Source organism: Synechococcus sp. MIT2312 (genome assembly GCF_059772315.1).
The window spans coordinates 2584914-2605245 of the sequence record NZ_CM186281.1 but is presented as its reverse complement, the minus strand read 5'-3'; the positions used below and the strand labels follow the sequence as shown (position 1 = coordinate 2605245).

Below are 20332 nucleotides of genomic sequence, written 5' to 3'. Positions count from 1 at the left end.
CCGCAAGCCTGAAACCTTGACCAGGACTGAAGATTGGATCAGCTTCCCAGCAACAAGAGATTCAGGAAGGTCACGCCGTTCCAGAGTGCGTGCATCACCACGCAGGGAAGCAGTCGGCCGGTGCTGAGACGGAGCAGGCCAAGGCCGAGTCCGAGCACCAAAAGAGGAGCCAGTTCGCCGATGCTGAGATGAGCGACTGCAAAGACAAGAGCACTCACCAGCACGCCTCCTGATCGACCGAGAGACTGGCCAAGCACGGGCAGCAGCACACCACGGAAGATGGTTTCTTCAAACAGCGGAGCCAGAACCACAGCCGTCGCAGACAACAGCAACAGGGCGAGGGGGTCCTGACTGTTGAGGACGATCTCAAGCAATGGGTTGCTGCCTCCCTGATCCCCGATCACACGAGTGATCAACCAACCGGTCAGAACAACGGGAGGCAGAACCATCAGCCAGCCTCGGGCTCCCTGAAACAGAGCACCGGCAACAGGCTGAATCCGCCACTGCAGCCACCCTTGCGGAGGCATCTGCGTTCGGTCCAGCTGCCCCAGCTGCTGATGCAGGATCAGCAGGGGAGGTCCCGCCAGAGCGACATAACCCAGAAACACATTGACGCCCTGACTCAGAGGCGCAGAAAGGCCGCTCGTGAACGCCGAGGAGATCGGAATGACCAACAGAGGCATCAAGACCTCACCGAGCACCACAAAACCGCCCGCCACCAGCAGCACCATGTCCAGAACCCCGAGAGGAGGGGCAAGCAGAGTCGGCCAGGAGGGCAATCGGCGTCGCAGCAGTTGCCATAGATGGCGCAACAGCAAAAGTCCACCGAGCAGCAGGGCCAGCAAGGGAAGGAGCTCACTGATCACCAGCCGGCGGGCAGCCCTTGTCGCGATGGCCTGATCGAGGCAGCTCGCCTGATCACCACCCAGTGCTTCACAGGCGAGTCGACGGGTTAACGGGTCGGCAGTCAGCAGCAGCAGCCTGGAACGCTCATCCGCTGAGACATTGTTCTGATCGTCTTCCGCGAGCGCTCTCTGAAGCTGGAGCAGATCACTGGATTCGAGATCCAACTGCTGGAGACTGCGTCGATGCTCGGGATCCGTCTCCAGAGCAGTGAACAAAATTTTCTGGCGGTCATCCAACCGCTCCAGCGGAATTTGCCGCAGGCTGTTCAACAGGGAATCTGAGGCATCTGCTCCGAGCAGAAGGGGCCGCAGAGGCGCTGGAATCCGAGGCTCTGCCAGCAACGTCAGCTCCTGTTGCTCCAGCGACAATGCAGGAGCAACAGAGGGTTTCGAGAAACTGTCCACCAGCCCTAGGGCCCAGATCGTGGTGGCCAGTACCAGCGAGAGAATGGCAAGCAGCACCTTCCAGGACGGGGCCGCCGTTGATCGTCCGGAGGGTGGGCTGGTCACACAGAGCGGGCAATTGCGTTGGATTCTCGTCGGTAGCGCGGGCCACAGCCGATGAAGAGTTCACTCTGGGCACGCTCATACGATGGCGGCGCTCTATCAGCATGTAGCGGTGCCCCTGCGTCTTCTCCTCGTTCGCCACGGTCTCAGCAGCTTCAATGTGGAGCGGAGGATCCAGGGGCGGGATGATCTCTCCACACTCACTGCTTCAGGACAGGAGCAGGCTCGCCGGCTCGGGCAGGCGCTTGCCGATGTGCCCATTCAGGCGGTTTACAGCTCTCCGCTGAAACGGGCAGCATCCACAACGGCGGGAATCCTTGAGAACCGGGAAGACGGACTTGAACCAAGCTTCGATGACGGCCTGCTGGAGATTGATCTCGAGCCGTGGAGTGGGCTGACTGCGGCCGAACGATCGGAACGCTTCCCAGAGGAATTCGCCACCTGGAAACAGAAGCCCGAAGCTTTGGAGTTGATCCGAAAGGACGGGAACCGTTATCGCCCTTACGAGGAGTTGATGAAGCAGGCCCGACGCTTCCTGGACGAACTGGTCAGGCGGCATCCCGTGAACAGCGATGACACGGTGCTGCTGGTGGGGCACAACGCCATCCTGCGCTGCCTGATGGTGAGCCTGCTGGGAGATCCGCAACAGGGCTTCCGTCGACTCCGCCTCGACAATGCCTCACTCTCGATTTTCAATCTCAGCCCATGCGACAACGGCCATCAGGTGCAGATCGAGTGTCTGAACAGCACCGCGCACCTCGACCCTCCACTTCCTGCGAAAGGCGCAGGGTCACGGCTCATCCTTGTTCGACATGGCGAAACGAACTGGAATCGAGAAGGTCGCTTCCAAGGACAGATCGACATCCCTCTGAACAGCAATGGGCATGCTCAGGCGGAGGCTGCGAGGGGCTTTCTGCAGGACGTGTCGTTGCAAAAGGCCTACAGCAGTTCAATGTCACGCCCTCGCGAGACAGCTGAGGGCATCCTGAAATCTCACCCCGGCATCTCCATCACGCTCACGGACGGGCTGATGGAAATCGGTCATGGCCTCTGGGAAGGCAAGCTTGAATCGGAAATCAGCGCCGATTGGGGAGACCTGCTGGAGGAGTGGAAACGCTCACCAGAGACAGTGCAGATGCCTGAAGGGGAAACAATCCAAGACGTCTGGAATCGCTCCGTTGACAGCTGGAATGCCATTGCGTCCAGTCTCGACGCCACGGAAACCGCACTGGTGGTGGCCCATGACGCTGTCAACAAAACAATCCTCTGCCACCTGCTGGGCCTCAGACCTGCTGATATCTGGGCCGTCAAACAAGGCAACGGAGGCGTCACGGTGGTCGACATGCCATCCGAACCGGGCCAGCCTGCAGTGGTTGCCTGCCTGAACCTCACCTCCCACCTCGGCGGTGTGCTCGATCGCACGGCGGCCGGAGCGCTCTAACACTGAGATCGATGACCGAGATGATCCTGCTTGACCCCGTGCGGGTGCTGGTCGGGCCCGACCAGCCGCTGCAGGAGCAGGGTGCAGCCCTGCTGCGCGAGGGACGTCTCGAGGCACTCGGCGACCAGGCCCGCGAAGCGGCTCGAACAGCAGGAATCAGCTCGACGGATGCAGGACATCAGCTGCTTGCTCCATGCCTGGTCGATGTTCATTCGCTGCTGCCGGAGCCGTTCCAGGGCCAGGGAGAAACCCTGGAAAGTCTCGTGCGCTCTGCCGCTGCAGGCGGTTACGGACAGCTTGCTCTGCTACCCGAGGCATCAGGCAACCGTCGGGAACTGCCAGATCGACTTCGCGGGTTTCAGCGATCCGACTCTGACGTGACAGTCCACCTCTGGGGCGGCTTCAGTCAAGGCGGGCAGGGCGAACAACTGACTCCCCATGCCGACCTGATCGAGGCAGGTGCCGTTGGCCTCTCGGATGGCAACAGCATGCCGCCGGTCCCGTTGCTTGACCGCGCTTTGACCCTTGGCGAATCGGGGGCATCACCTGTGCTGATAGCGCCCCTCGATGCCGTTCTGCGCGGCGAGGGGCTGTTGCGGGAAGGCCCCGAAGCGCTGAGAGCCGGCTGGCCCACTGATCCTCTAAGCAGCGAAACACTGCCCCTCAGCCAGCTCGCTCAGCTTCAGCAGGAGCACCCGGAGCGCAAGCTGACACTGATGGGTTTGTCCACCGCAGCAGGGGTTGATCTGCTGAAGCAGTTGAGCTTGCGTCCTGCCGCGACCGTGAGCTGGTGGCATGTGCTGACGAGCAACAGTTGCAGTGCAGCAACGGCAGCCTCGTGGTTTGTCTCACCGTCCCTGGGCAACAGAACAGATCGTGATGCACTCATCAAAGGCCTCAGCGAGGGCCTGATCCAGGCGATTGCTGTGCATGCATCACCGCTTGATGACGAAGAGTGCCTGCTGCCTCCTGATCAACGCCAGCGCGGGATCGCCGGTCATCAACACGTGCTCCCCTCGCTCTGGCAAACGCTTGTGGTGTCGAGCGGCTGGACAGCAGAACGCCTCTGGGACGTGCTCAGCTTCGGGCCCGCCCGACTCCTGGGGGTTGAAGTGGAGCATCTGACTCTGGGAAGCAATCGCTGGCTTCTGTTTGACCCCGATGTGATCTGGACACCCACACGATCAGATCCATGGGCTTCGAAGGCCGCGAATCAGCCCTGCCTCGACCAGCCGTTGAGAGGACGCGTTGTGCAATGCGGCCTCAGGACCCCAGCGTGCCCAGCCGATTGAGAGGCCAGAACCTCCAGAGCGCCCGGCCGATGATTTGATCTTCAGGCAGGAAAGGACCGCCTGGCCAATAGCGTCCATCCCAGCTGTTGCTGCGGTTGTCACCAAGCGCGAGCACGTGCCCTTCAGGCACCGTCACATTCAGCGTGCGGCAGAGGCTCATTCCCTGTTCATCAACCGGGCAATACCTGGTCACATAGGGCTCATCCACGGGGTCTCCATTCACTCGGACTTCACCTCGCGGGTTCACGGAGACCTGGTCACCACCCACAGCGACAACCCGCTTGATGTAGGCATCACATGCAGGATGACTCAGTCCGGGGATCAGTCCCAGAAGAGGAAAGTTGGCCAGAGCACAGCGGAACGCGGGGGGGGATCCAGCGGTTTTCAATGCTGGATCAAAGGCATGCGGTGAGTTGAACACCACAATTTCTCCACGCTTGGGCCCCCGTCTGGCGTAGGAGAGTTTTTCAACGAGCAGGCGGTCCTGGATCTGCAGACCAGGAAGCATCGAACCGGAGGGGATGAAGCGTGCCTCTGCCACGTAATGACGGATCCCGAGATACAGGGCCAAAGTGAAGATCACAGGTCCCCAGAAATCCCAGAACGGATGTCCCTTCTGGCCCTGCGATTTGGAGGGGGCCGCAGATGAATCCGATTGAGAATCAGCTTGTGAAGGCGAAGCGTCGTGCTGAGCGTCTGGCAACGGAAACCTTGCTGACCTGGGTCATCCAAGATAGGCCTGATGGCGATGGCCTCCTAGCCTCAGCTGAGAACGCTCACACCCATGGTCAGACCTCGGTGGCAAGGTGTGAAACCCTCCGCAAGCCGTCGCTTCTGGCTTGGCTGGGACCGACTGGTCGCAGGAATTGCAGCTCTGAACCTGGCCTGGGTCGTCTTCGACGTGACCTATGTGCCACTGCGCAATTTCTGGCTGCAGCGCACACTGTTTCCCCTGCCCTCGATCAGCCTTGCCGTTCCGCTGCCCTGGCTACCTGACATCACACCCCTGTACGACCCGGTGAAGGGAATTGAGCCTCATCAGGACACCGAGGCTTACATCCAACATTTTCAGCGCCTGGAACGCACCGCCGCTGCCAGTGGCATCAACAGCCCTGCAGCCAAGCAGCTGCGTTTGGAAATGGTGGTGCGCAACAGTCAGCTGATCGATGAAAACCCCTTCGTCAGCTCCAACAAAACGGGAACGCTGGAGAAACTCAAAAGTCGCCTGAGGGCGAGGGCAGGAATGGATTCAGCCAAACAATCGGCCGCCCATCTGCTTGGAGATCGCTATCTGACGGATGAGCGATGGGCAGCGGAACGAAGGTTCTGGCGCAACAGCATTCTTCCGCTTGCTTCCACGAATTACTGGCGCGGCACGGATGAAAACGGGCAGCCGATCGATCTGTCGTGGAGGATCGATCTTCCCTTCCAGATTCTTTTTCTTCTGGACATCATGCTGCGCGCGATTCGGCTGAAGCAGCGCTACCCCGCTATCGCCTGGAGAGACGCACTGCTGCGTCGATGGATTGATTTGCCACTGCTGATTCCGTTCTGGAGGCTGCTTCGGATCGTGCCGGTAACAGAGCGTCTGTCCAGCGCACGCATGATCCAGCTGGAACCCCTCAGAGCCGCGGTGAGCCGCGGCGTGGTCGCTGTTCTCGCTCTCGAGTTGTTTGAAGTGATCACACTGCGCATCCTCGACGCAGCGCAGGACGCGGTGCGCTCACCCCATTGGCCCGACAAGATCCGACGTCTGTGCAGCCATCAGAGCGTCGAATCGGATGGGGAAAGGGAGCTTGCTGAGCTGCTGCGCCTCTGGCTGCCATTGGTCTTGACCCAGGTCGGGCCAGGCATGCGACCCCAGCTGGTTGCCTTGGTGAGTCATGCGCTGCGACGCAACCTTGAGGACAAGGCAATCCCAACGCCGCTGCGAGCACTGCCTGGGATTGACAAAGCCGAAAACCAGCTCAGCCTTCAGCTATCGACAGGCCTCGTTGACTCTCTGTTGAATCTCTCCCGCAACGCAGGCGATCGTTTTGCACAGAAAGATCCGGTGCTTCAGGAGCTGGGAATTCAGACCATCGACCGATTCTGGGAGGAATTAGCGAAAACTCTTGAGCAGGGTCCAGTTCTTGAACGCAGCCAGGAACTCGTGGCGGCTTTTCTGGAAGATTTCAAGAGAAGCAGCATGAACCAACTGAGGGTCCAGAAGGATGTCGATGAGCTGATCACAGAGCTCGACGGATTGAACTTCAGCTCAGAAGCAACTCGGACCAGACCTCGGGCTTGAAACCAACCAGAAATCGACCATCCGGACACTGAACAAATGGACGCTTGATCAGCTTTCCATCGGCAGCCAGTGCTTGAAGGGCCTGATCATCGGTCATGGCTTTGACCACATCGGCACCAATGGCTCTGTAGCTCTGTCCACTGGTGTTGAACAAGGGCTTGACCTGGCCAAACTGCCGATACGCCTGATGCAGAAGATCGGCTGAAGGAGGAACGAGCGTGATGTCGATCACCTCGCATTCGAACCCTTCATTCTCAAGCCACGAAAGCGCTTTTCGGCAAGTGCTGCAGCGGGAATAACTGAAGACTGTGAAACCGGCCACAGTCAACGGCTCAGGAGACTCTTGACGGCACCAATGAGGCTGTTGGAGCCTTGACCGACTCCATCACCGGGATGCGAGCGGATGGTGATGTCACCGTTGACCGTCGTGCGACAGCTGAGGCGGTAATTGGCAGGTCGATCAGCCAGGTAGACCTCTTCAACATCACTGATTGGAGAAAGGTTCTGAGCTCCCTCAAGAACTTCGATGACGCACGTGCCGCACTGACCGACACCACCACAGTTGTTGAGGTTGTTCAGACCTTTGTAAGGGTTGACACCAGCCGAGAGAGCCGCTTTGCGCAGGTTGGCACCCTCAATGCAGCCAATGTCCTGGCCTTCCTGCTCAAAACGGATGGTGGGCACGGATCTTTTACATCAAAGTGTCACTTAATTTACAAGCCTCACGGGTGTAGCCGAGGATCAGTCCGCCAATCCCGGCAGAGCGAGCTGTCCTCCCTGAACCGATGACTGATCAGGCGGAAGCTGCCTGAACACAGGTCTCCAGCAGGGGCTGTACCGCATCCACGTCGCGCCAACCGCCGATCTCGGTCACACGACCTTCCATGTTTTTGTAGGTACGGAAAAATTCAGCAACATCCTCAAGCTGACTGGGTGCGATCTGAACAATGCTGTTAATGGCCTGCTGACGTGGGTCAGCCACAGGCACACAGAGAATCTTGCCGTCGTAATGGCCCATATCGGTCATATCAAGCACCCCGATGGGTCTGGCCTGAATCAGACATCCGGCAAAGGTGGGTTCCGCCATGATCACCATTGCATCAAGAGGGGATCCATCCTCAGCCAGGGTGTTGGGAATAAAGCCGTAGTCGAATGGATATCTGACCGATGGATGCAGCACTCGGTCCAGGGCCATGACCCCGGCTTCAGCGAAGTATTCGTACTTGTTGCTGCTTCCAGCTGGAATCTCAACGATCAGATTCACCACTCCTGGAGACGGAGATGGGGTAAGAGCCCTGAGATCCATAACTCTCCTGGACAGTGACGGAGGAGTGGGTGGGGCGATCAGTCAGCACAGCGGCCAATGGAATGCCCAGTCCTGTAACGGCGAGAGTGAACCCGAGAACAGCAAGAGCAGGAATAGCCGCGAACTGCGCTGCATGCGCAGGATGTTTGGGGGCAGGCTCAGGGTCCATTCAGTGGTGATCGGGGACATCCCAGACTTCAGGCCGAGTGCTTTGAAGTCGTTCAGAACGCCCGAAGACGACCTGTGGGGAAATTGAGCTCTGAATCCGAGAAATCAGAACTCAATTCCATTCTGACACCACTGCAAGTCTTATGCAGCAGGGCGATCCTGCCGATCACGACGCGAGGCGAGATCAGACGGAGCTTCAGGGAGTCCGTCAAGTCGGGCCCTGATCAGTTGCAACTCATCGAGAATCGCTCCAAGCACTTGCTGCGTGGCTGTGGAGGGTGAATTGAGCACCTCAACGGTGACCTCTTTGATCCGCAAGACATCCTTGGCGAATCGAGCGACCTCGTTGGGGTGAAACAGAAGAGGATCTTTTTGATCGCTTCTGTATTCAGGGTTGAGCTTGCGGGGGTTGAAAACAGGGTTGAGGTTGCGTGGATCGGTGTTGGTGTAGCGATACACAGATGCACGCGATCGATTCAACGACTTCTGGACATCGTCAATTCCAACCAACGCATCCGACTGAGAAAGAGCAGCGGCAGCATCACTTCGAAAATCCGATGATTCACTCACGGCCGGTACTGAAACTTCTAACGGCCGAGGAAACATGAGACAGCGCTGGGACAGCTTGGATTTCGCAGAACATAGCAGCTGAGACTCAGGACGCCAGCATCGATCACAGCAAAAGTGACAGTTCCCGGATCGACCGTTTTCTTGGCGGTGATAGCTTCCATGCCCCCTCTATAAATTCCTGTCATGCGCGTCTCCCGCCTGTCGCTGGTGACGTTGAGGAACGTGCCCGCTGACGCTGAAATCCCGTCTCATCAACTGCTTGTTCGTGGTGGATACATCAGACGCGTTGGATCAGGCATCTATGCCTACCTCCCCTTGATGTGGCGGGTGCTGCGCAAAATCAGCACGATCGTCCGTGACGAGCTTGACAGCCTCGGCGCACTTGAGACGCTGCTTCCGCAGCTCCAACCCGCTGAACCATGGGAACGCAGCGGGCGATGGCAGGGCTACACCGCTGGCGAGGGCATCATGTTCCACCTGGAGGATCGCCAGGGCCGACGCGTGGGCCTCGGCCCCACCCATGAGGAAGTCGTCACGGAGCTTGCTGGGGAGCTGCTGCGCTCCTACAAACAGCTGCCGGTCACGCTTTATCAGATTCAGACCAAATTCCGCGACGAGATCAGACCCCGTTTCGGGCTGATGCGCAGTCGGGAATTCATCATGAAGGACGCCTACTCCTTCCATGCCGACGAAGCGGACCTGGAGCAGACCTATGCACTGATGGCCGGGGCCTATGCCCGCATCTTCAAGCGCTGTGGTCTCAACGCCGTTGGAGTGGATGCTGACAGCGGCGCGATTGGAGGAGCCGCGTCCCAGGAATTCATGGTGATGGCCAATGCGGGCGAGGACCTGATTCTCTCCACGCCGGATGGCAGCTACGCCGCCAATCAGGAAAAAGCGGTGTCGCATCCATGCCCAGCAGAGCCACTGCCTCCGGGGGAGGAACGAAACCTTGACACGCCTGCTCAGGCAACGATTGAGGATCTCTGCTCTGCCAACGGCCTCTCCCCATCTCAGACCGTCAAGGTTCTGGTGCTGCTGGCCCGGCTCGACGATGGTCGAGAGCAACCGCTTCTGGTCAGCCTGCGAGGGGATCAGGAGCTGAATGATGTCAAGTTGACAAACGCCGTGACCCAGCGCATGGGGTCCTCCGCTCTGGAGATTGCACCGATCAACCCAGAGCAACTCCGGAAGCAGGGCCTCGAGTCCCTTCCCTTCGGCTCGATCGGTCCGGATCTTGCCGACAGCACACTGAAGACGTCACGAAGCTGGGAAACCCGATTTGAACGCCTGGCGGACCCAACCGCCATGGATCTTGAGCGCTTCGTCTGTGGCGCCAACAGCGCCGACAAGCATCGCTGGGGAGCGACATGGAGCTCCATGCCCGCTCAGATCCAAGCTGATCTCCGCAATGCCAAGGCCGGAGATCGGTCTCTCCACAACCAGGAGCAGATCCTTGAGGAGCGGAGGGGCATCGAGGTGGGCCACATCTTCCAGCTCGGCAGCAAATATTCCGACGCACTCGAGGCGCGCTTCACCGACAAGGACGGCAAGCAGGCATCGCTGCTGATGGGCTGCTACGGCATCGGTATCTCTCGGCTCGCTCAAGCGGCAGTAGAACAACATCACGATGACGCGGGGATCTGCTGGCCGGTGAGCATTGCGCCCTTCCAGGTGATCGTTGTTGTGGCGAACGTTCAGGACTCGACACAGCTGGACCTGGGAGAGTCTCTCTACGGATCGCTGCAATCGGCAGGAGTTGATGCCCTCCTGGATGACCGCAGCGAACGTGCAGGAGTCAAATTCAAAGACGCTGATCTGATTGGCATCCCCTGGCGGATCGTTGTCGGTCGCGAAGCCGAAGCCGGAAGGGTCGAGGTGGTGGAGCGCTCCACCCGCTCAAACAGCACCATGGCGCATCAAGACGCGCTGACCTCCGTACTCGAGGCAGTCCGGGGGTGCACCTAAACGAGATCTGCTCCGCCTTAAAGTTCCTCAAACTTTTCCTGCCATGCGAATAGCGCTGCAACGCCTCAGCCGACAACTCAGGGGATTCACTCTGGCTCTGTGCCTTGGTCTTTCCCTGTTGCTCACCGCCTGCGGCGACACCGTCTCCACCCTGACCGGTGACTACGTCGAAGACACAGTGGCAGTCGTTCACTCTCTGCAGACCACGCTTTCACTCCCCTCCGATGCAGAAGGGCTGCAGACCTCGGAGCAGGAAGCCCACGACCTCATCAATGACTACATGTCGAGGTATCGGCCCAAGCCCCAGGTGAATGGTCTCAGCTCCTTCACCACCATGCAGACGGCCTTGAATTCTCTGCAGGGTCACTACAACACCTACACCAACCGGCCGGTGCCTGAAGCACTTCGCACTCGTGTTGAAAAGGAGTTGAGCAAAGCCGAGAAATCTGCTCTCCGAGGCACCTGACCCTTCAATCCGGGAGGCGTTTCAGAATCCAATCACAATTTCGCAACTCTCTTTGACCTCAGGCAGGTGGATCTGAGAGAGTTCCGGATTGTGCAGAATGGCGGCTTCGGGCCGCGGTGTCTTTGGCCAATGTTGTCGTCATCGGTGCGCAGTGGGGTGACGAAGGGAAAGGAAAGATCACAGATCTCCTCAGCCGTTCCGCTGATGTCGTTGTTCGCTATCAGGGCGGAGTCAACGCTGGCCACACCATCGTTGTGGACGATCAGGTTCTGAAGCTTCACCTGATTCCCTCTGGAATTCTTTATCCCGACACCGTTTGTCTGATCGGTTCAGGAACCGTCGTCGATCCCAAAGTGATGCTTGGCGAACTCGACATGTTGATCGAGAACGGGATCGACATCGCTGGGCTGAAGCTCTCCTCCACGGCGCATGTGACCATGCCCTACCACCGCCTGCTCGACCAGGCGATGGAGAAGCAGCGAGGCGATCGCCGCATCGGCACCACGGGACGGGGTATCGGTCCGACTTACGCGGATAAATCTCAGAGAAGCGGCATTCGGGTCATCGATCTTCTCGACGAAACACGTCTGCGCGATCGCCTCGAAGGCCCACTGAATGAGAAGAACCAGCTTCTGCAGACCATCTACGGCGTGGAACCGCTCGATGCGGAAGCGGTGATCCGTGAATATCTGGCCTACGGCAAACGGCTGGCCCCGCATGTGGTGGACTGCACCCGCGAGATTCACCAGGCGGCACGCGGTCGCAAGAACATTCTCTTCGAGGGCGCACAGGGAACGCTGCTCGACCTTGACCACGGCACCTATCCCTACGTGACCTCTTCGAACCCTGTGTCAGGCGGTGCCTGCATTGGGGCTGGCGTGGGTCCGACCCTGATCGACCGGGTGATCGGAGTGGCCAAGGCTTACACCACCAGAGTTGGAGAAGGACCATTCCCCACCGAGCTCGATGGCAGTCTCAACGATCATCTCTGCGATCGAGGTGGTGAGTTCGGCACCACCACCGGCCGCCGCCGGCGCTGCGGTTGGTTCGACGGTGTGATCGGACGCTACGCCGTTGGTGTGAACGGCCTTGATTGCCTGGCCGTTACCAAGCTCGATGTTCTGGACGAACTCGACGAACTTCAGGTGTGCGTGGCCTATGAACTGGATGGAGAAAGGATCGAATACTTTCCTTCCTGTGCAGAGGCGTTCGCACGCTGCCAACCGATTTTCGAAACGCTGCCGGGCTGGCAGTGTTCAACAGCTGAATGCCGCACGCTTGAGGATCTTCCCGAGAAAGCCATGGCGTACCTGCGATTCCTGGCCGATCTGATGGAGGTTCCGATCGCCATCGTGTCACTGGGTGCCGGTCGCGATCAGACCATCGTTGTTGAGGATCCAATCCACGGTCCAAAACGGGCACTGCTCAGCGCCTGATTCCGACAGAGCCCATCAGGCGTAAGACTGCCGCAGTCAGCACCTGTTTGTTCATGGCCGATTCCTCCCGTTTCCAGCCCAACGCTTCCCTGGATGTGGTGGGAATCGGCAACGCCATCGTGGATGTACTGGTCCAGACCAAGGACGGATTTCTCAGCGAGCACGGTCTGCAGAAAGGGGGAATGTGCCTGATCGATGAACAGCAGGCAGAAGCTCTTTACAGATCCAGTGGTCCTGGACTGGAAACCTCCGGGGGATCGGTCGCTAACACCATGGTCGGCATCGCTCAGCTTGGCGGGCGAACCGGGTTCATCGGTCGGGTGCGTGATGACCAGCTTGGATCGATCTTCAGCCATGACATCCGTGCCGTGGGCACTCGATTTGAGACACCCTCCGCAACCACAGGCGCGACCACTGCACGCTGTCTCATTTATGTGACACCCGACGCAGAGCGCACGATGTGCACCTTCCTCGGAGCCTCAACTCAGCTTGAACCGGAGGATCTCGACCTTTCCATGGTCAAGGAGACCAAAGTGCTCTATCTCGAGGGCTACCTCTGGGACAGCCCTGCAGCCAAGAGAGCCTTCATCGCCGCGGCGGAGGCTTGCCGTGCCGCCGGCGGGAAGGTCGCGCTCTCCCTCTCCGATGGCTTCTGCGTGGATCGCCACAGAGAAAGTTTTCTCGAGCTGGTGAACGGGCACGTCGATGTGCTGTTCGCCAATGAAGTGGAGATCAAAGCGCTTTATCAGACTGAAGATTTCGACACCGCAATTGAGATGGTGCGCGGTTGCTGCTCAGTGACGGCAGTCACCCGTGGAGCCGAAGGATCGGTTGTGCTTAGCGGCGATCAGCGTTGGGAGATCGGCATCTACGGACTCGGGGAACTGGTGGACACCACCGGGGCAGGTGATCTCTACGCCGGCGGATTTCTGCATGCCTTCACCCAGGGCGATTCACTGGAGCGCTGCGGGCAGCTGGGAGCCCTTTGTGCCGGACAGATCGTCACCCAGCTTGGTGCTCGCTCCCAGGTGTCTCTTCCGGCGCTGATCAAGAAGCATCTGAACTGAGGGCATCGAGCGCCCACGCCCCATAGGCATCTCCCGCCTGCGCTGCCAAGTGAAGGACTTCGGGAGTGTCGTAGCTGTGACTTGCTTCGAGAGAAGCAAGAAGCTGCTCCAGGCGCTGAGGGCTCGTCTTGATGATCAGCTGCACTTCCTGCGAACGCTCGATCTTCCCCTGCCAGCGGTAACAGGACTGCACAGGCATCAAGGTGACACAGGCCGCCAACCGCACCGTGATCAATTGGTCAGCAAGGGCTTCTGCCTTGGACTGATCAGCCTCCGTGGTGAGCACCAGTCTCAGGTCCGTTGTCATGGGCATTCAGCTGTTGACACAACTGGTTCACGCTATGAACCACCTCCACGCTGGGCATCGGGTTGGGGCGTTTCAGCTTCCAGAGGCGGATGGAGTGTTGGTGTGCCAGCTCACTCCAGAGTTGATCCGCAGCACCGCCCGACTGACGACACAGCACATCGGTGATCTGCCAGCGTCGACACAACGCAGCCTCCAGCCCCCCGGTGCGATCACCGGTCCCAGGCCTCAACACCGCCAGCCGTTCACCGGACAAGCCCGCAAGACCGGCCTGGCGGATGGCTTCAGGTGTGGGCAGGACCCTGGCATGAACAAAGGCTCCTGCCGTCCTGGCTGCCGTTGCTGCGGCGGCCAGCTGCCGCGCGCCGACGGCAAGCAGCAGATGGTGGCCTGAAAGAGCGCAGCTTGAGAGATCACTGACTGTTGCAAGCAGTGAGTCATCCGACACAACGTGATCAGGCCGCTCGAATCGAAGCAGCGGCAGATTGCACGTGGCGCTGGCCAACCGGAGTTGAGCACTGATCTGCAGAGCGAAGGGATGGGTCGCGTCCAGGACCAAGGTCACGCCCTGCGCTGCCAGGTGTTGCTCGAGCGCTTCCTGAGATGGGAATGGCCCCACATGCAGGTCAGCGAGATGCATGCCGGCATAGGCCCTTGCCGCAGCTGCACTGACAACGCTGATACTGACGCGGTGACCGGACTGCAGCAGAGTCCTCGCGATTCCTGGTCCCTCACCGGTTCCGGCAAAGACCAGCACATGGTTCTGGCGATTCCGCCAGCGGTGCATCAGGATGGCGCTCACCGACCAGGCCGAGGATGAATCACTGCGTACTTGAGGTGGATGTTCTACAGGCTCCCACCCTGCGATACACCCAAGACAATCAGACACCAATCGCTGAAATGGAGGTTGGTTTTGATGCGTTGCGTCCCGATGACCCCAGAGGTCAACTGAAGGTGGTGGGATGGGGCAATCTTGCCCAGGATCTGCAAAACCGTGTGCAGGTGGGCCAGCGCCTGCTGATCGAGGGCAGGCTTCGGATGAACACGGTGCCCCGTCAGGACGGCACCAAGGAAAAACGCGCTGAATTCACGCTCGCTCGGCTACACCCGGTGGCAGGTGCAGCCGGCTCCGCGGCTCCCGCTCAACCTGCAGCTTCTGCTCCTGCAAAACGCACTGAAGCTGCTGCTGCACCCACAGCTGCTCAGGAGCCAGCAGCGCAGTGGAACACCGCGCCGTTGGTTCCAGACACGGATGACATCCCGTTCTGAACCACAGCAAATGCTCTTCAGCGCTGATCTGCGCCGGGGCTGAAATGCTCTGAAGCCCGCTGCAACAGCTGGCCCAGCTCACGCTCGAGTGCCGCCAGGTCCAGGCGGAATTCCTGCCATCGCCCACGGTCAATCTGTTCCAGCAACCAGGCCCTGTCCTGCTCAAGCTGCTGAATCAGCGCCGTTGCATCCTCCATTGCGTTCTGATCCTGATCTTGCGCTTGGGTGCTGTCCATCAACTGCGGCAACAGGCCCATCCATCCTGAACCCCGCATGGTCAGAATGGCGCCACTTCCAATGCCGCATGAACGATCTGCTCTCGCCAGGAAGCCTGGTCACCATCGCCGGAGGTGTGCTCACCGTGGTGGGCGCTGTGGCCTACGGGACCGGCGCCGCCAACTTGAGCCTTCCGACAATTTTTTACGGAATTCCGATCCTGCTGGGCGGACTGGCCTTGAAGTCATCGGAATTACCGCCGGCCAAGCGCGTCACGCCCAAAGCGCAGCTGAAGGGAGAACGCCAAGCTGCCACTCCTGAACTGGGAAAACTTCTCGGCGATGTCACGCGTTGGCGCTATGGCCAGAAAGCCCACCTGGAAAGCTCTCTGGAATCGCTGAAGCTCTGGGATGAAGACAACCCTCCTCAGCTGCTGGAGATTGAGGAGATCATGCACAGCGGTCATTACGGACTGCGGTTGCGTTTCGCCTGTGAAGCCGTTCCCCTTGAGATCTGGCAAGAGCGCAGAGACCGCCTGAGCCGATTTTTTGCCAAAGGCTTCGAGGCAACCATCAAACCTCTGAGCGGAGAACGACTGGATTTGATTCTTCTGCCAGTGGGTGTTCCGGCATCGGATCAGCAAGGTGAAACCGGAGAACTGGCGAATGGATGATGCCCTCAGGGTCTCTGTTCTGAGTGAGGCTCTTCCATACATCCAGCGATTCGCAGGCCGCAGGATCGTGGTCAAGTACGGCGGTGCGGCCATGGCCCATGCTGAACTGCAGACAGCTGTCTTCAGAGACCTTGCGTTGCTCTGCAGCGTCGGAGTACAGCCGGTTGTTGTGCACGGCGGTGGGCCAGAGATCAATCACTGGTTGAAGCGACTGGCCATTGCGCCGGAATTCAGAGACGGTTTGCGTGTGACCGACCCCGAAACGATGGACGTGGTGGAAATGGTCCTGGTCGGGCGGGTCAACAAACAGATCGTGAACGGACTCAACCGACTTGGCGCCAAAGCGGTCGGTCTGAGCGGCAGTGACGGCAGTCTGGTGGAAGCCCGCGCCTGGGGAGATGGCAGCCACGGGATGGTCGGCGATGTGGCCAAGGTCAACCCCGACGTGCTCGAAGCCCTGCTGGAACGCGGTTATGTGCCCGTGATCTCCAGCGTGGCCGCCAATCCCGATGGCGTGGCCCACAACATCAACGCCGACACGGTTGCTGGCGAAGTTGCCGCCTCCCTGGAAGCCGAAAAGCTGATTTTGCTGACCGACACACCAGGCATCCTGCACGACCGAGAAGATCCAGGATCTCTGATCCGTCAGCTGAAGCTTTCAGAAGCCAGGCAGCTGATTCACGAGGGTGTCGTGGCCGGGGGGATGACACCCAAGACCGAATGTTGCATCAGAGCTCTCGCCCAGGGAGTTTCCGCTGCCCACATCGTGGATGGACGCGTCGCCCATGCCCTGCTCCTGGAAGTGTTCACCGATGCCGGCATCGGCACCATGGTGGTGGGACGCAGCTGAAGGATGAGCACAGGGCTTGCAGCAGCCGAACGGGCACTTGAACGGGGTGATTACGGCCTCTGCCTACGCCTTCTGGAACCCCTGGCCGCTGCCAACCCGATCACTGAACAAGAAGGAGCTGCCATACGGATGGTGATGGTGACGGCCTGGATGGGACAGGGCGAAGAACGCAAAGCGATCGCCACCTGTCGTCTGCTCACACGCTGCAAGGATCCTGATCTGCGCAACCGGGCTCGTCAGTTGCTGAGTGTGCTCGAGGCTCCAAGCCTTGAGCGTCCAGCACGCTGGTCGATGCAGTTACCGACGCTGGACATGGCCCCCCGCATGGGGAAAGGGAGCCCCAGCAGCAGCAGACGACGAAAGCCCACTCCACCACCTCCTCCTCCTACCGGTCCAACCCAGGCACCGTCAGCAGGTTTTGCCGTGCTGGTGCTGACAGTTCTGCTCGGACTGACCTTGTTGCTCAGCGGATGCGTTCGGGTCACAGCAGAGATTGATCTGGCGGGTCCCGATCGCCTGGCGATGAGCTGGCGGATCAACAGCCTCAGTGGCCACAGTCTTCCCTGGCAGCAGAACTTCGCCAAGGCGCTGCGTGCCGAAGGCCTGAACTGGACGGTGCAGAAAGACCGAACGGGCTCTCTCAACCTGACCAGCCCCACCCTGGGGTCCGACCAGGCCGCCAGGCTGATGCGCAGCAGTGTGGAGCTGGCTGGACGCAGCGCGGGCGTGACCCTTCCAACGCCCGATCTGTCGATCGTGGAGAGGAACTGGTTGATCGGAGTGCAGCAACAACTGAATCTGCGCCTCGACCTCTCACCCCTTGCCGAGTTCCCCGCAGGTGATCTGCAGGTCAGCGTCAACCCTGTCCACGATCTCCGGCAGGTCAACAGCAGTCCCATGACCGGTCGGTTGAAGGGGGATGTTCTGCTCTGGACCCTCGACAGCGGCAGCGTCAATCAACTGCAGATCCGCCGCTGGCAGTGGAGCCCGCTCGGGCTTGGCAGTGTGCTGATCGGTCTGCTGCTGCTGCTGAGTTTTCTGCTCCAGTCGATGCGGGTTCGACTCGGCTTCGGCTATCCCGAGCTGCCGTCCTGATTCACAGCTGCAAAGGATCCGGGTCAACAGCAAGGGAAACGTCTTTGGGGAGCCCTTCCCAAAGACCGGTACCGGCAGGCAGGGGGATCTCACTGTCCTGGGGACCGTGGAGCAGCAGCTGCCAGCGACTGCGGCCCGCCACCCGAGCCACAGGCGCAGGCGCAGGACCCAGCAGTTGCCAGCCTGCAGCGGCAATCCCTGCACGGATCCTTTCAGCCAGAAGGGTTCCCGCAGTCGCCGTATCGCTCGCGGACTGTCCCGAAAGGCGAATCAGGCAGGCCCGAGCAAAGGGAACCAATCCGGCTTCGCGGCGCAGGGTCGATTCCTCCTCCAGAAAACGTTCGTAACGACCATCCACCAGGTGTCGGATCACTGGGTGGTCAGGGCTGTAGGTCTGAACCAGCACCTCACCAGGCTTCTCCGCACGCCCAGCTCGACCAGCGAGTTGAAGCAGAAGTTGCAGGCACTGCTCTCCAGCCCTCAGATCGGGTCGATGCAAAAGACCATCGGCGGCAAGCACCGCTGCCAGAGTCACGCGTGGCAGGTCCATGCCCTTGGCCAGCATCTGCGTTCCGACCAGCACATCGGCCTCACCCTCCGCGAACTGGTCCAGCAGTCTGCGATGACCATCACGACCACCTGTGGTGTCGCGATCAAACCGCAGCAGACGCAGCTCACTGAGTTCCTCGCCAAGACGCTCCAACACCCGCTGAGTGCCTGCACCAAAGGGCTTGAACGCCAGGGAGCCGCATGACGCGCATGCGGGTGTGATGGGCGCCCGATGGTCACACCAGTGACAGCGGAGCCACTGCTGCGTACCCCGATTGCCATGAACCGTGAGAGGGACATCGCAATGGGGACACATCACCACCTCTCCGCAGCTGCGACAGCTCAGAAAAGTGTTGTATCCGCGCCTCGGCACCAGCACGACGGCCTGCTCCCCTTTCTCCGGGAGCTGCGCCAACCGGTCCATCAGGGCACGACTGATCAGGCGCTTATTGCCCTCGGCCAGTTCATGCCGCATGTCGATGATCCGGACCGGTGGCAATGGCTGGCTGGAAATGCGAGAGCGCAGTCGTGCAAGAACCAAAGGTCCCTGAGGCTGGAGACGATTCCAACTCTCGAGCGAAGGTGTTGCGCTGCCAAGCAGCAGACGGCCGCCCTGCAGCCTCACCCGCTCTGAAGCCATGACCCTCGCGTGGTAGCAGGGCATGGGCGAGTCCTGCTTGTAGGAGTTGTCATGTTCCTCATCCAGCACCAGCAGGCCCAGGGGGCGCAGGGGAAGAAACACAGCGGAGCGCGTGCCCACCACTACCACGGGATCGCCGCTCTCGAGACAGCGACGCCAGGTGCGAACCCGCTCACGGGGGTTGCAACCGCTGTGATATTCCAGAACCCTCCCTCCGAAACGCTGTCGACAACGATCCACGAGCTGAGGAATCAGGCCGATCTCCGGAGTGAGCAGCAGAACGTGACGGCCAGCCAACAGCTCCGCGGCTGCCAGCTGCAGGTAGACCTCGGTCTTGCCGGAGCCGGTGATGCCCCAGAGCAGCAGACCTCCACCCTCAGGAAGTGATTGAAACCGATTGACCACGGACTGTTGCTCATCCGTCAGCAAGCGCGGTGACTCCAGCTCAGCAGCACAGGCTGATGCTTGGTCTGATCCACGAGGGCCGTTCTCCGATTTGCGTTGCCTGTGGATCAGGCCCTTGCTCTCCAGGCTCTTGACCGTGCCCGACTGAAACCCCTCCGCCAGCAGGTCACGCTGCCAGGCGCCACCGCCTCTGCGTTCGAGCTCTGCCAGCAGTGCGCTCTGCCTGCTGGCCTTTGGAAGAGCAGAGAGATCGGCAGCATCAAGCCGCTCAACCCACCAGAGCTGGCGCAAGGCAGGTGCCGAACCGCTCCGCTGGCCCAGCCATCCCGGAGGCAATGCCGCCTTGAGCATGCGAAAGGAACTGGTGTGACAAAGGACCGCCATCGCATCCAGCCAGGTCCGCCAGGATGGATCGACTGCAGCGCGCTGCACCAGCTCTTCAACGGGATTAAGCCGTAGGCCATCGCTGTCAGCAGAATTCGCCTCCGCTGAGATCAATCGACAGCCCGTGACCAACCCCTGCAGTCGACGACCTCGCAGACGGACCGCCACAAGATCGCCCAGTCCCACTCCGAGACCAAGGCTGTCGCAATAACTGAAAGTCCGCCCGTCGCGGCCAGCCTCCAGCCAGACTTCAACTTCCGAGACCGACTGCACGGCAGGAGGACTGGAGGATTGATTGACGGGGGTTGCCGACATCACATGTTTTTCTTAAGATACAGATGTTGGACAGCTCAACAGCTGTTGTCGGAACAGAGCAGAGTTCCGTCCAGTGGGAAGACACGAAGCTCGAGCCAGGGTCAATCCCGACGGCCGACCGGTCTGCGAACGCCCCTGACAGCCCTGCCCTAGCCCAAAGCCCACCAATTGATTCTCGATCACTGTTCTTAGCCGTCTACCTCCATTGCCGGGGGA

At 60.0% G+C, this 20332-nt stretch carries 22 protein-coding genes; 11 read left to right on the top strand and 11 right to left on the bottom strand.

Going from position 1 to position 20332, the window contains the following annotated elements; translation table 11 throughout:
• Positions 1-38: 38 nt before the first annotated feature.
• Positions 39-1415 (bottom strand): CPBP family intramembrane glutamic endopeptidase, encoded by a 1377-nt coding sequence (locus tag AC6EI9_RS14320; protein ID WP_498468373.1) that lies wholly within the window; start codon positions 1413-1415, stop codon positions 39-41.
• A gap of 109 nt (positions 1416-1524) precedes the next feature.
• Here AC6EI9_RS14320 and AC6EI9_RS14315 point away from each other — a divergent pair, with 109 nt between their 5' ends.
• Both AC6EI9_RS14315 and AC6EI9_RS14310 read left to right on the top strand, forming a co-directional pair.
• Positions 1525-2853, top strand: a complete 1329-nt coding sequence (locus AC6EI9_RS14315) for a histidine phosphatase family protein (RefSeq protein WP_498470099.1) — start codon at positions 1525-1527, stop codon at positions 2851-2853.
• Positions 2854-2864: 11 nt separating this feature from the next.
• Complete coding sequence (locus AC6EI9_RS14310) at positions 2865-4145, top strand: amidohydrolase family protein (RefSeq protein WP_498468372.1); 1281 nt, start codon at positions 2865-2867, stop codon at positions 4143-4145.
• Here AC6EI9_RS14310 and lepB read toward each other — a convergent pair.
• Positions 4117-4848 (bottom strand): signal peptidase I, encoded by a 732-nt coding sequence (gene lepB, locus AC6EI9_RS14305; RefSeq protein WP_498468371.1) that lies wholly within the window; start codon positions 4846-4848, stop codon positions 4117-4119. The two genes, AC6EI9_RS14310 and lepB, sit on opposite strands and share 29 nt — an antisense overlap.
• Before the next feature lie 81 nt (positions 4849-4929).
• Here lepB and AC6EI9_RS14300 point away from each other — a divergent pair, with 81 nt between their 5' ends.
• A complete protein-coding gene (locus AC6EI9_RS14300; protein ID WP_498468369.1) occupies positions 4930-6435 on the top strand; it encodes a hypothetical protein in 1506 nt (501 codons plus the stop codon).
• Here the strand turns inward: AC6EI9_RS14300 and AC6EI9_RS14295 are convergent.
• The 5 genes from AC6EI9_RS14295 to AC6EI9_RS14275 all read right to left on the bottom strand — a co-directional run bounded on the left by AC6EI9_RS14295 (position 6398) and on the right by AC6EI9_RS14275 (position 8515).
• Positions 6398-6757 (bottom strand): Spx/MgsR family RNA polymerase-binding regulatory protein, encoded by a 360-nt coding sequence (locus tag AC6EI9_RS14295; RefSeq protein ID WP_498468368.1) that lies wholly within the window; start codon positions 6755-6757, stop codon positions 6398-6400. The two genes, AC6EI9_RS14300 and AC6EI9_RS14295, sit on opposite strands and share 38 nt — an antisense overlap.
• A 2-nt stretch (positions 6758-6759) precedes the next feature.
• On the bottom strand, positions 6760-7119 hold the full coding sequence (locus tag AC6EI9_RS14290; RefSeq protein ID WP_498468367.1) for a 2Fe-2S iron-sulfur cluster-binding protein: 360 nt from the start codon (positions 7117-7119) through the stop codon (positions 6760-6762).
• A gap of 109 nt (positions 7120-7228) precedes the next feature.
• Positions 7229-7741: an inorganic diphosphatase gene (locus tag AC6EI9_RS14285; protein WP_498468365.1), complete on the bottom strand. Its 513-nt coding sequence runs from the start codon at positions 7739-7741 to the stop codon at positions 7229-7231.
• Positions 7683-7910 (bottom strand): hypothetical protein, encoded by a 228-nt coding sequence (locus tag AC6EI9_RS14280; RefSeq protein ID WP_498468364.1) that lies wholly within the window; start codon positions 7908-7910, stop codon positions 7683-7685. Before AC6EI9_RS14280 ends, AC6EI9_RS14285 begins: the two co-directional genes overlap by 59 nt.
• A gap of 140 nt (positions 7911-8050) precedes the next feature.
• Positions 8051-8515, bottom strand: a complete 465-nt coding sequence (locus AC6EI9_RS14275) for a DUF8631 domain-containing protein (protein WP_498468363.1) — start codon at positions 8513-8515, stop codon at positions 8051-8053.
• A gap of 147 nt (positions 8516-8662) precedes the next feature.
• Between AC6EI9_RS14275 and AC6EI9_RS14270 the strand changes: the two genes are divergently transcribed.
• From AC6EI9_RS14270 to AC6EI9_RS14255, 4 genes are all read left to right on the top strand, one after another.
• A complete protein-coding gene (locus AC6EI9_RS14270) occupies positions 8663-10447 on the top strand; it encodes a proline--tRNA ligase (RefSeq protein WP_498468362.1) in 1785 nt (594 codons plus the stop codon).
• 43 nt (positions 10448-10490) lie between these two features.
• The gene (gene psb27 / locus AC6EI9_RS14265; protein ID WP_498468361.1) at positions 10491-10913 is read left to right on the top strand and encodes a photosystem II protein Psb27; all 423 of its coding nucleotides are present in this window, start codon (positions 10491-10493) and stop codon (positions 10911-10913) included.
• A 116-nt stretch (positions 10914-11029) separates the two neighbouring features.
• Entirely contained in the window at positions 11030-12349 is a 1320-nt protein-coding gene (locus tag AC6EI9_RS14260; RefSeq protein ID WP_498468360.1) for an adenylosuccinate synthase, read from the top strand.
• A 53-nt stretch (positions 12350-12402) separates the two neighbouring features.
• Entirely contained in the window at positions 12403-13416 is a 1014-nt protein-coding gene (locus AC6EI9_RS14255) for an adenosine kinase (protein WP_498468359.1), read from the top strand.
• Here the strand turns inward: AC6EI9_RS14255 and cutA are convergent.
• Together cutA and AC6EI9_RS14245 are read right to left on the bottom strand one after the other, a co-directional pair.
• Entirely contained in the window at positions 13397-13723 is a 327-nt protein-coding gene (gene cutA / locus AC6EI9_RS14250) for a divalent-cation tolerance protein CutA (RefSeq protein WP_498468358.1), read from the bottom strand. The genes AC6EI9_RS14255 and cutA overlap by 20 nt on opposite strands.
• On the bottom strand, positions 13683-14522 hold the full coding sequence (locus tag AC6EI9_RS14245; RefSeq protein WP_498468356.1) for a precorrin-6A/cobalt-precorrin-6A reductase: 840 nt from the start codon (positions 14520-14522) through the stop codon (positions 13683-13685). Before AC6EI9_RS14245 ends, cutA begins: the two co-directional genes overlap by 41 nt.
• A gap of 14 nt (positions 14523-14536) precedes the next feature.
• Between AC6EI9_RS14245 and AC6EI9_RS14240 the strand changes: the two genes are divergently transcribed.
• Positions 14537-14989, top strand: a complete 453-nt coding sequence (locus tag AC6EI9_RS14240; RefSeq protein ID WP_498468354.1) for a single-stranded DNA-binding protein — start codon at positions 14537-14539, stop codon at positions 14987-14989.
• A 17-nt stretch (positions 14990-15006) separates the two neighbouring features.
• On the opposite strand, the gene AC6EI9_RS14235 is transcribed toward AC6EI9_RS14240, so the two are convergent.
• The gene (locus AC6EI9_RS14235; protein ID WP_498470098.1) at positions 15007-15186 is read right to left on the bottom strand and encodes a DUF8666 family protein; all 180 of its coding nucleotides are present in this window, start codon (positions 15184-15186) and stop codon (positions 15007-15009) included.
• A 107-nt stretch (positions 15187-15293) separates the two neighbouring features.
• On the opposite strand from AC6EI9_RS14235, the gene AC6EI9_RS14230 reads away from it, so the two are divergent.
• The 3 genes from AC6EI9_RS14230 to AC6EI9_RS14220 are packed head-to-tail and all read left to right on the top strand — an operon-like array spanning position 15294 to position 17823.
• Positions 15294-15878 (top strand): DUF2854 domain-containing protein, encoded by a 585-nt coding sequence (locus AC6EI9_RS14230; protein WP_498468353.1) that lies wholly within the window; start codon positions 15294-15296, stop codon positions 15876-15878.
• Positions 15871-16728: an acetylglutamate kinase gene (gene argB, locus AC6EI9_RS14225; RefSeq protein WP_498470097.1), complete on the top strand. Its 858-nt coding sequence runs from the start codon at positions 15871-15873 to the stop codon at positions 16726-16728. Before AC6EI9_RS14230 ends, argB begins: the two co-directional genes overlap by 8 nt.
• A 3-nt stretch (positions 16729-16731) precedes the next feature.
• Positions 16732-17823: a DUF3153 domain-containing protein gene (locus tag AC6EI9_RS14220; protein ID WP_498468351.1), complete on the top strand. Its 1092-nt coding sequence runs from the start codon at positions 16732-16734 to the stop codon at positions 17821-17823.
• Position 17824: 1 nt separating this feature from the next.
• Here AC6EI9_RS14220 and priA read toward each other — a convergent pair whose 3' ends face one another.
• Complete coding sequence (gene priA, locus AC6EI9_RS14215) at positions 17825-20116, bottom strand: replication restart helicase PriA (protein ID WP_498468349.1); 2292 nt, start codon at positions 20114-20116, stop codon at positions 17825-17827.
• Between the last annotated feature and the right edge of the window lie 216 nt (positions 20117-20332).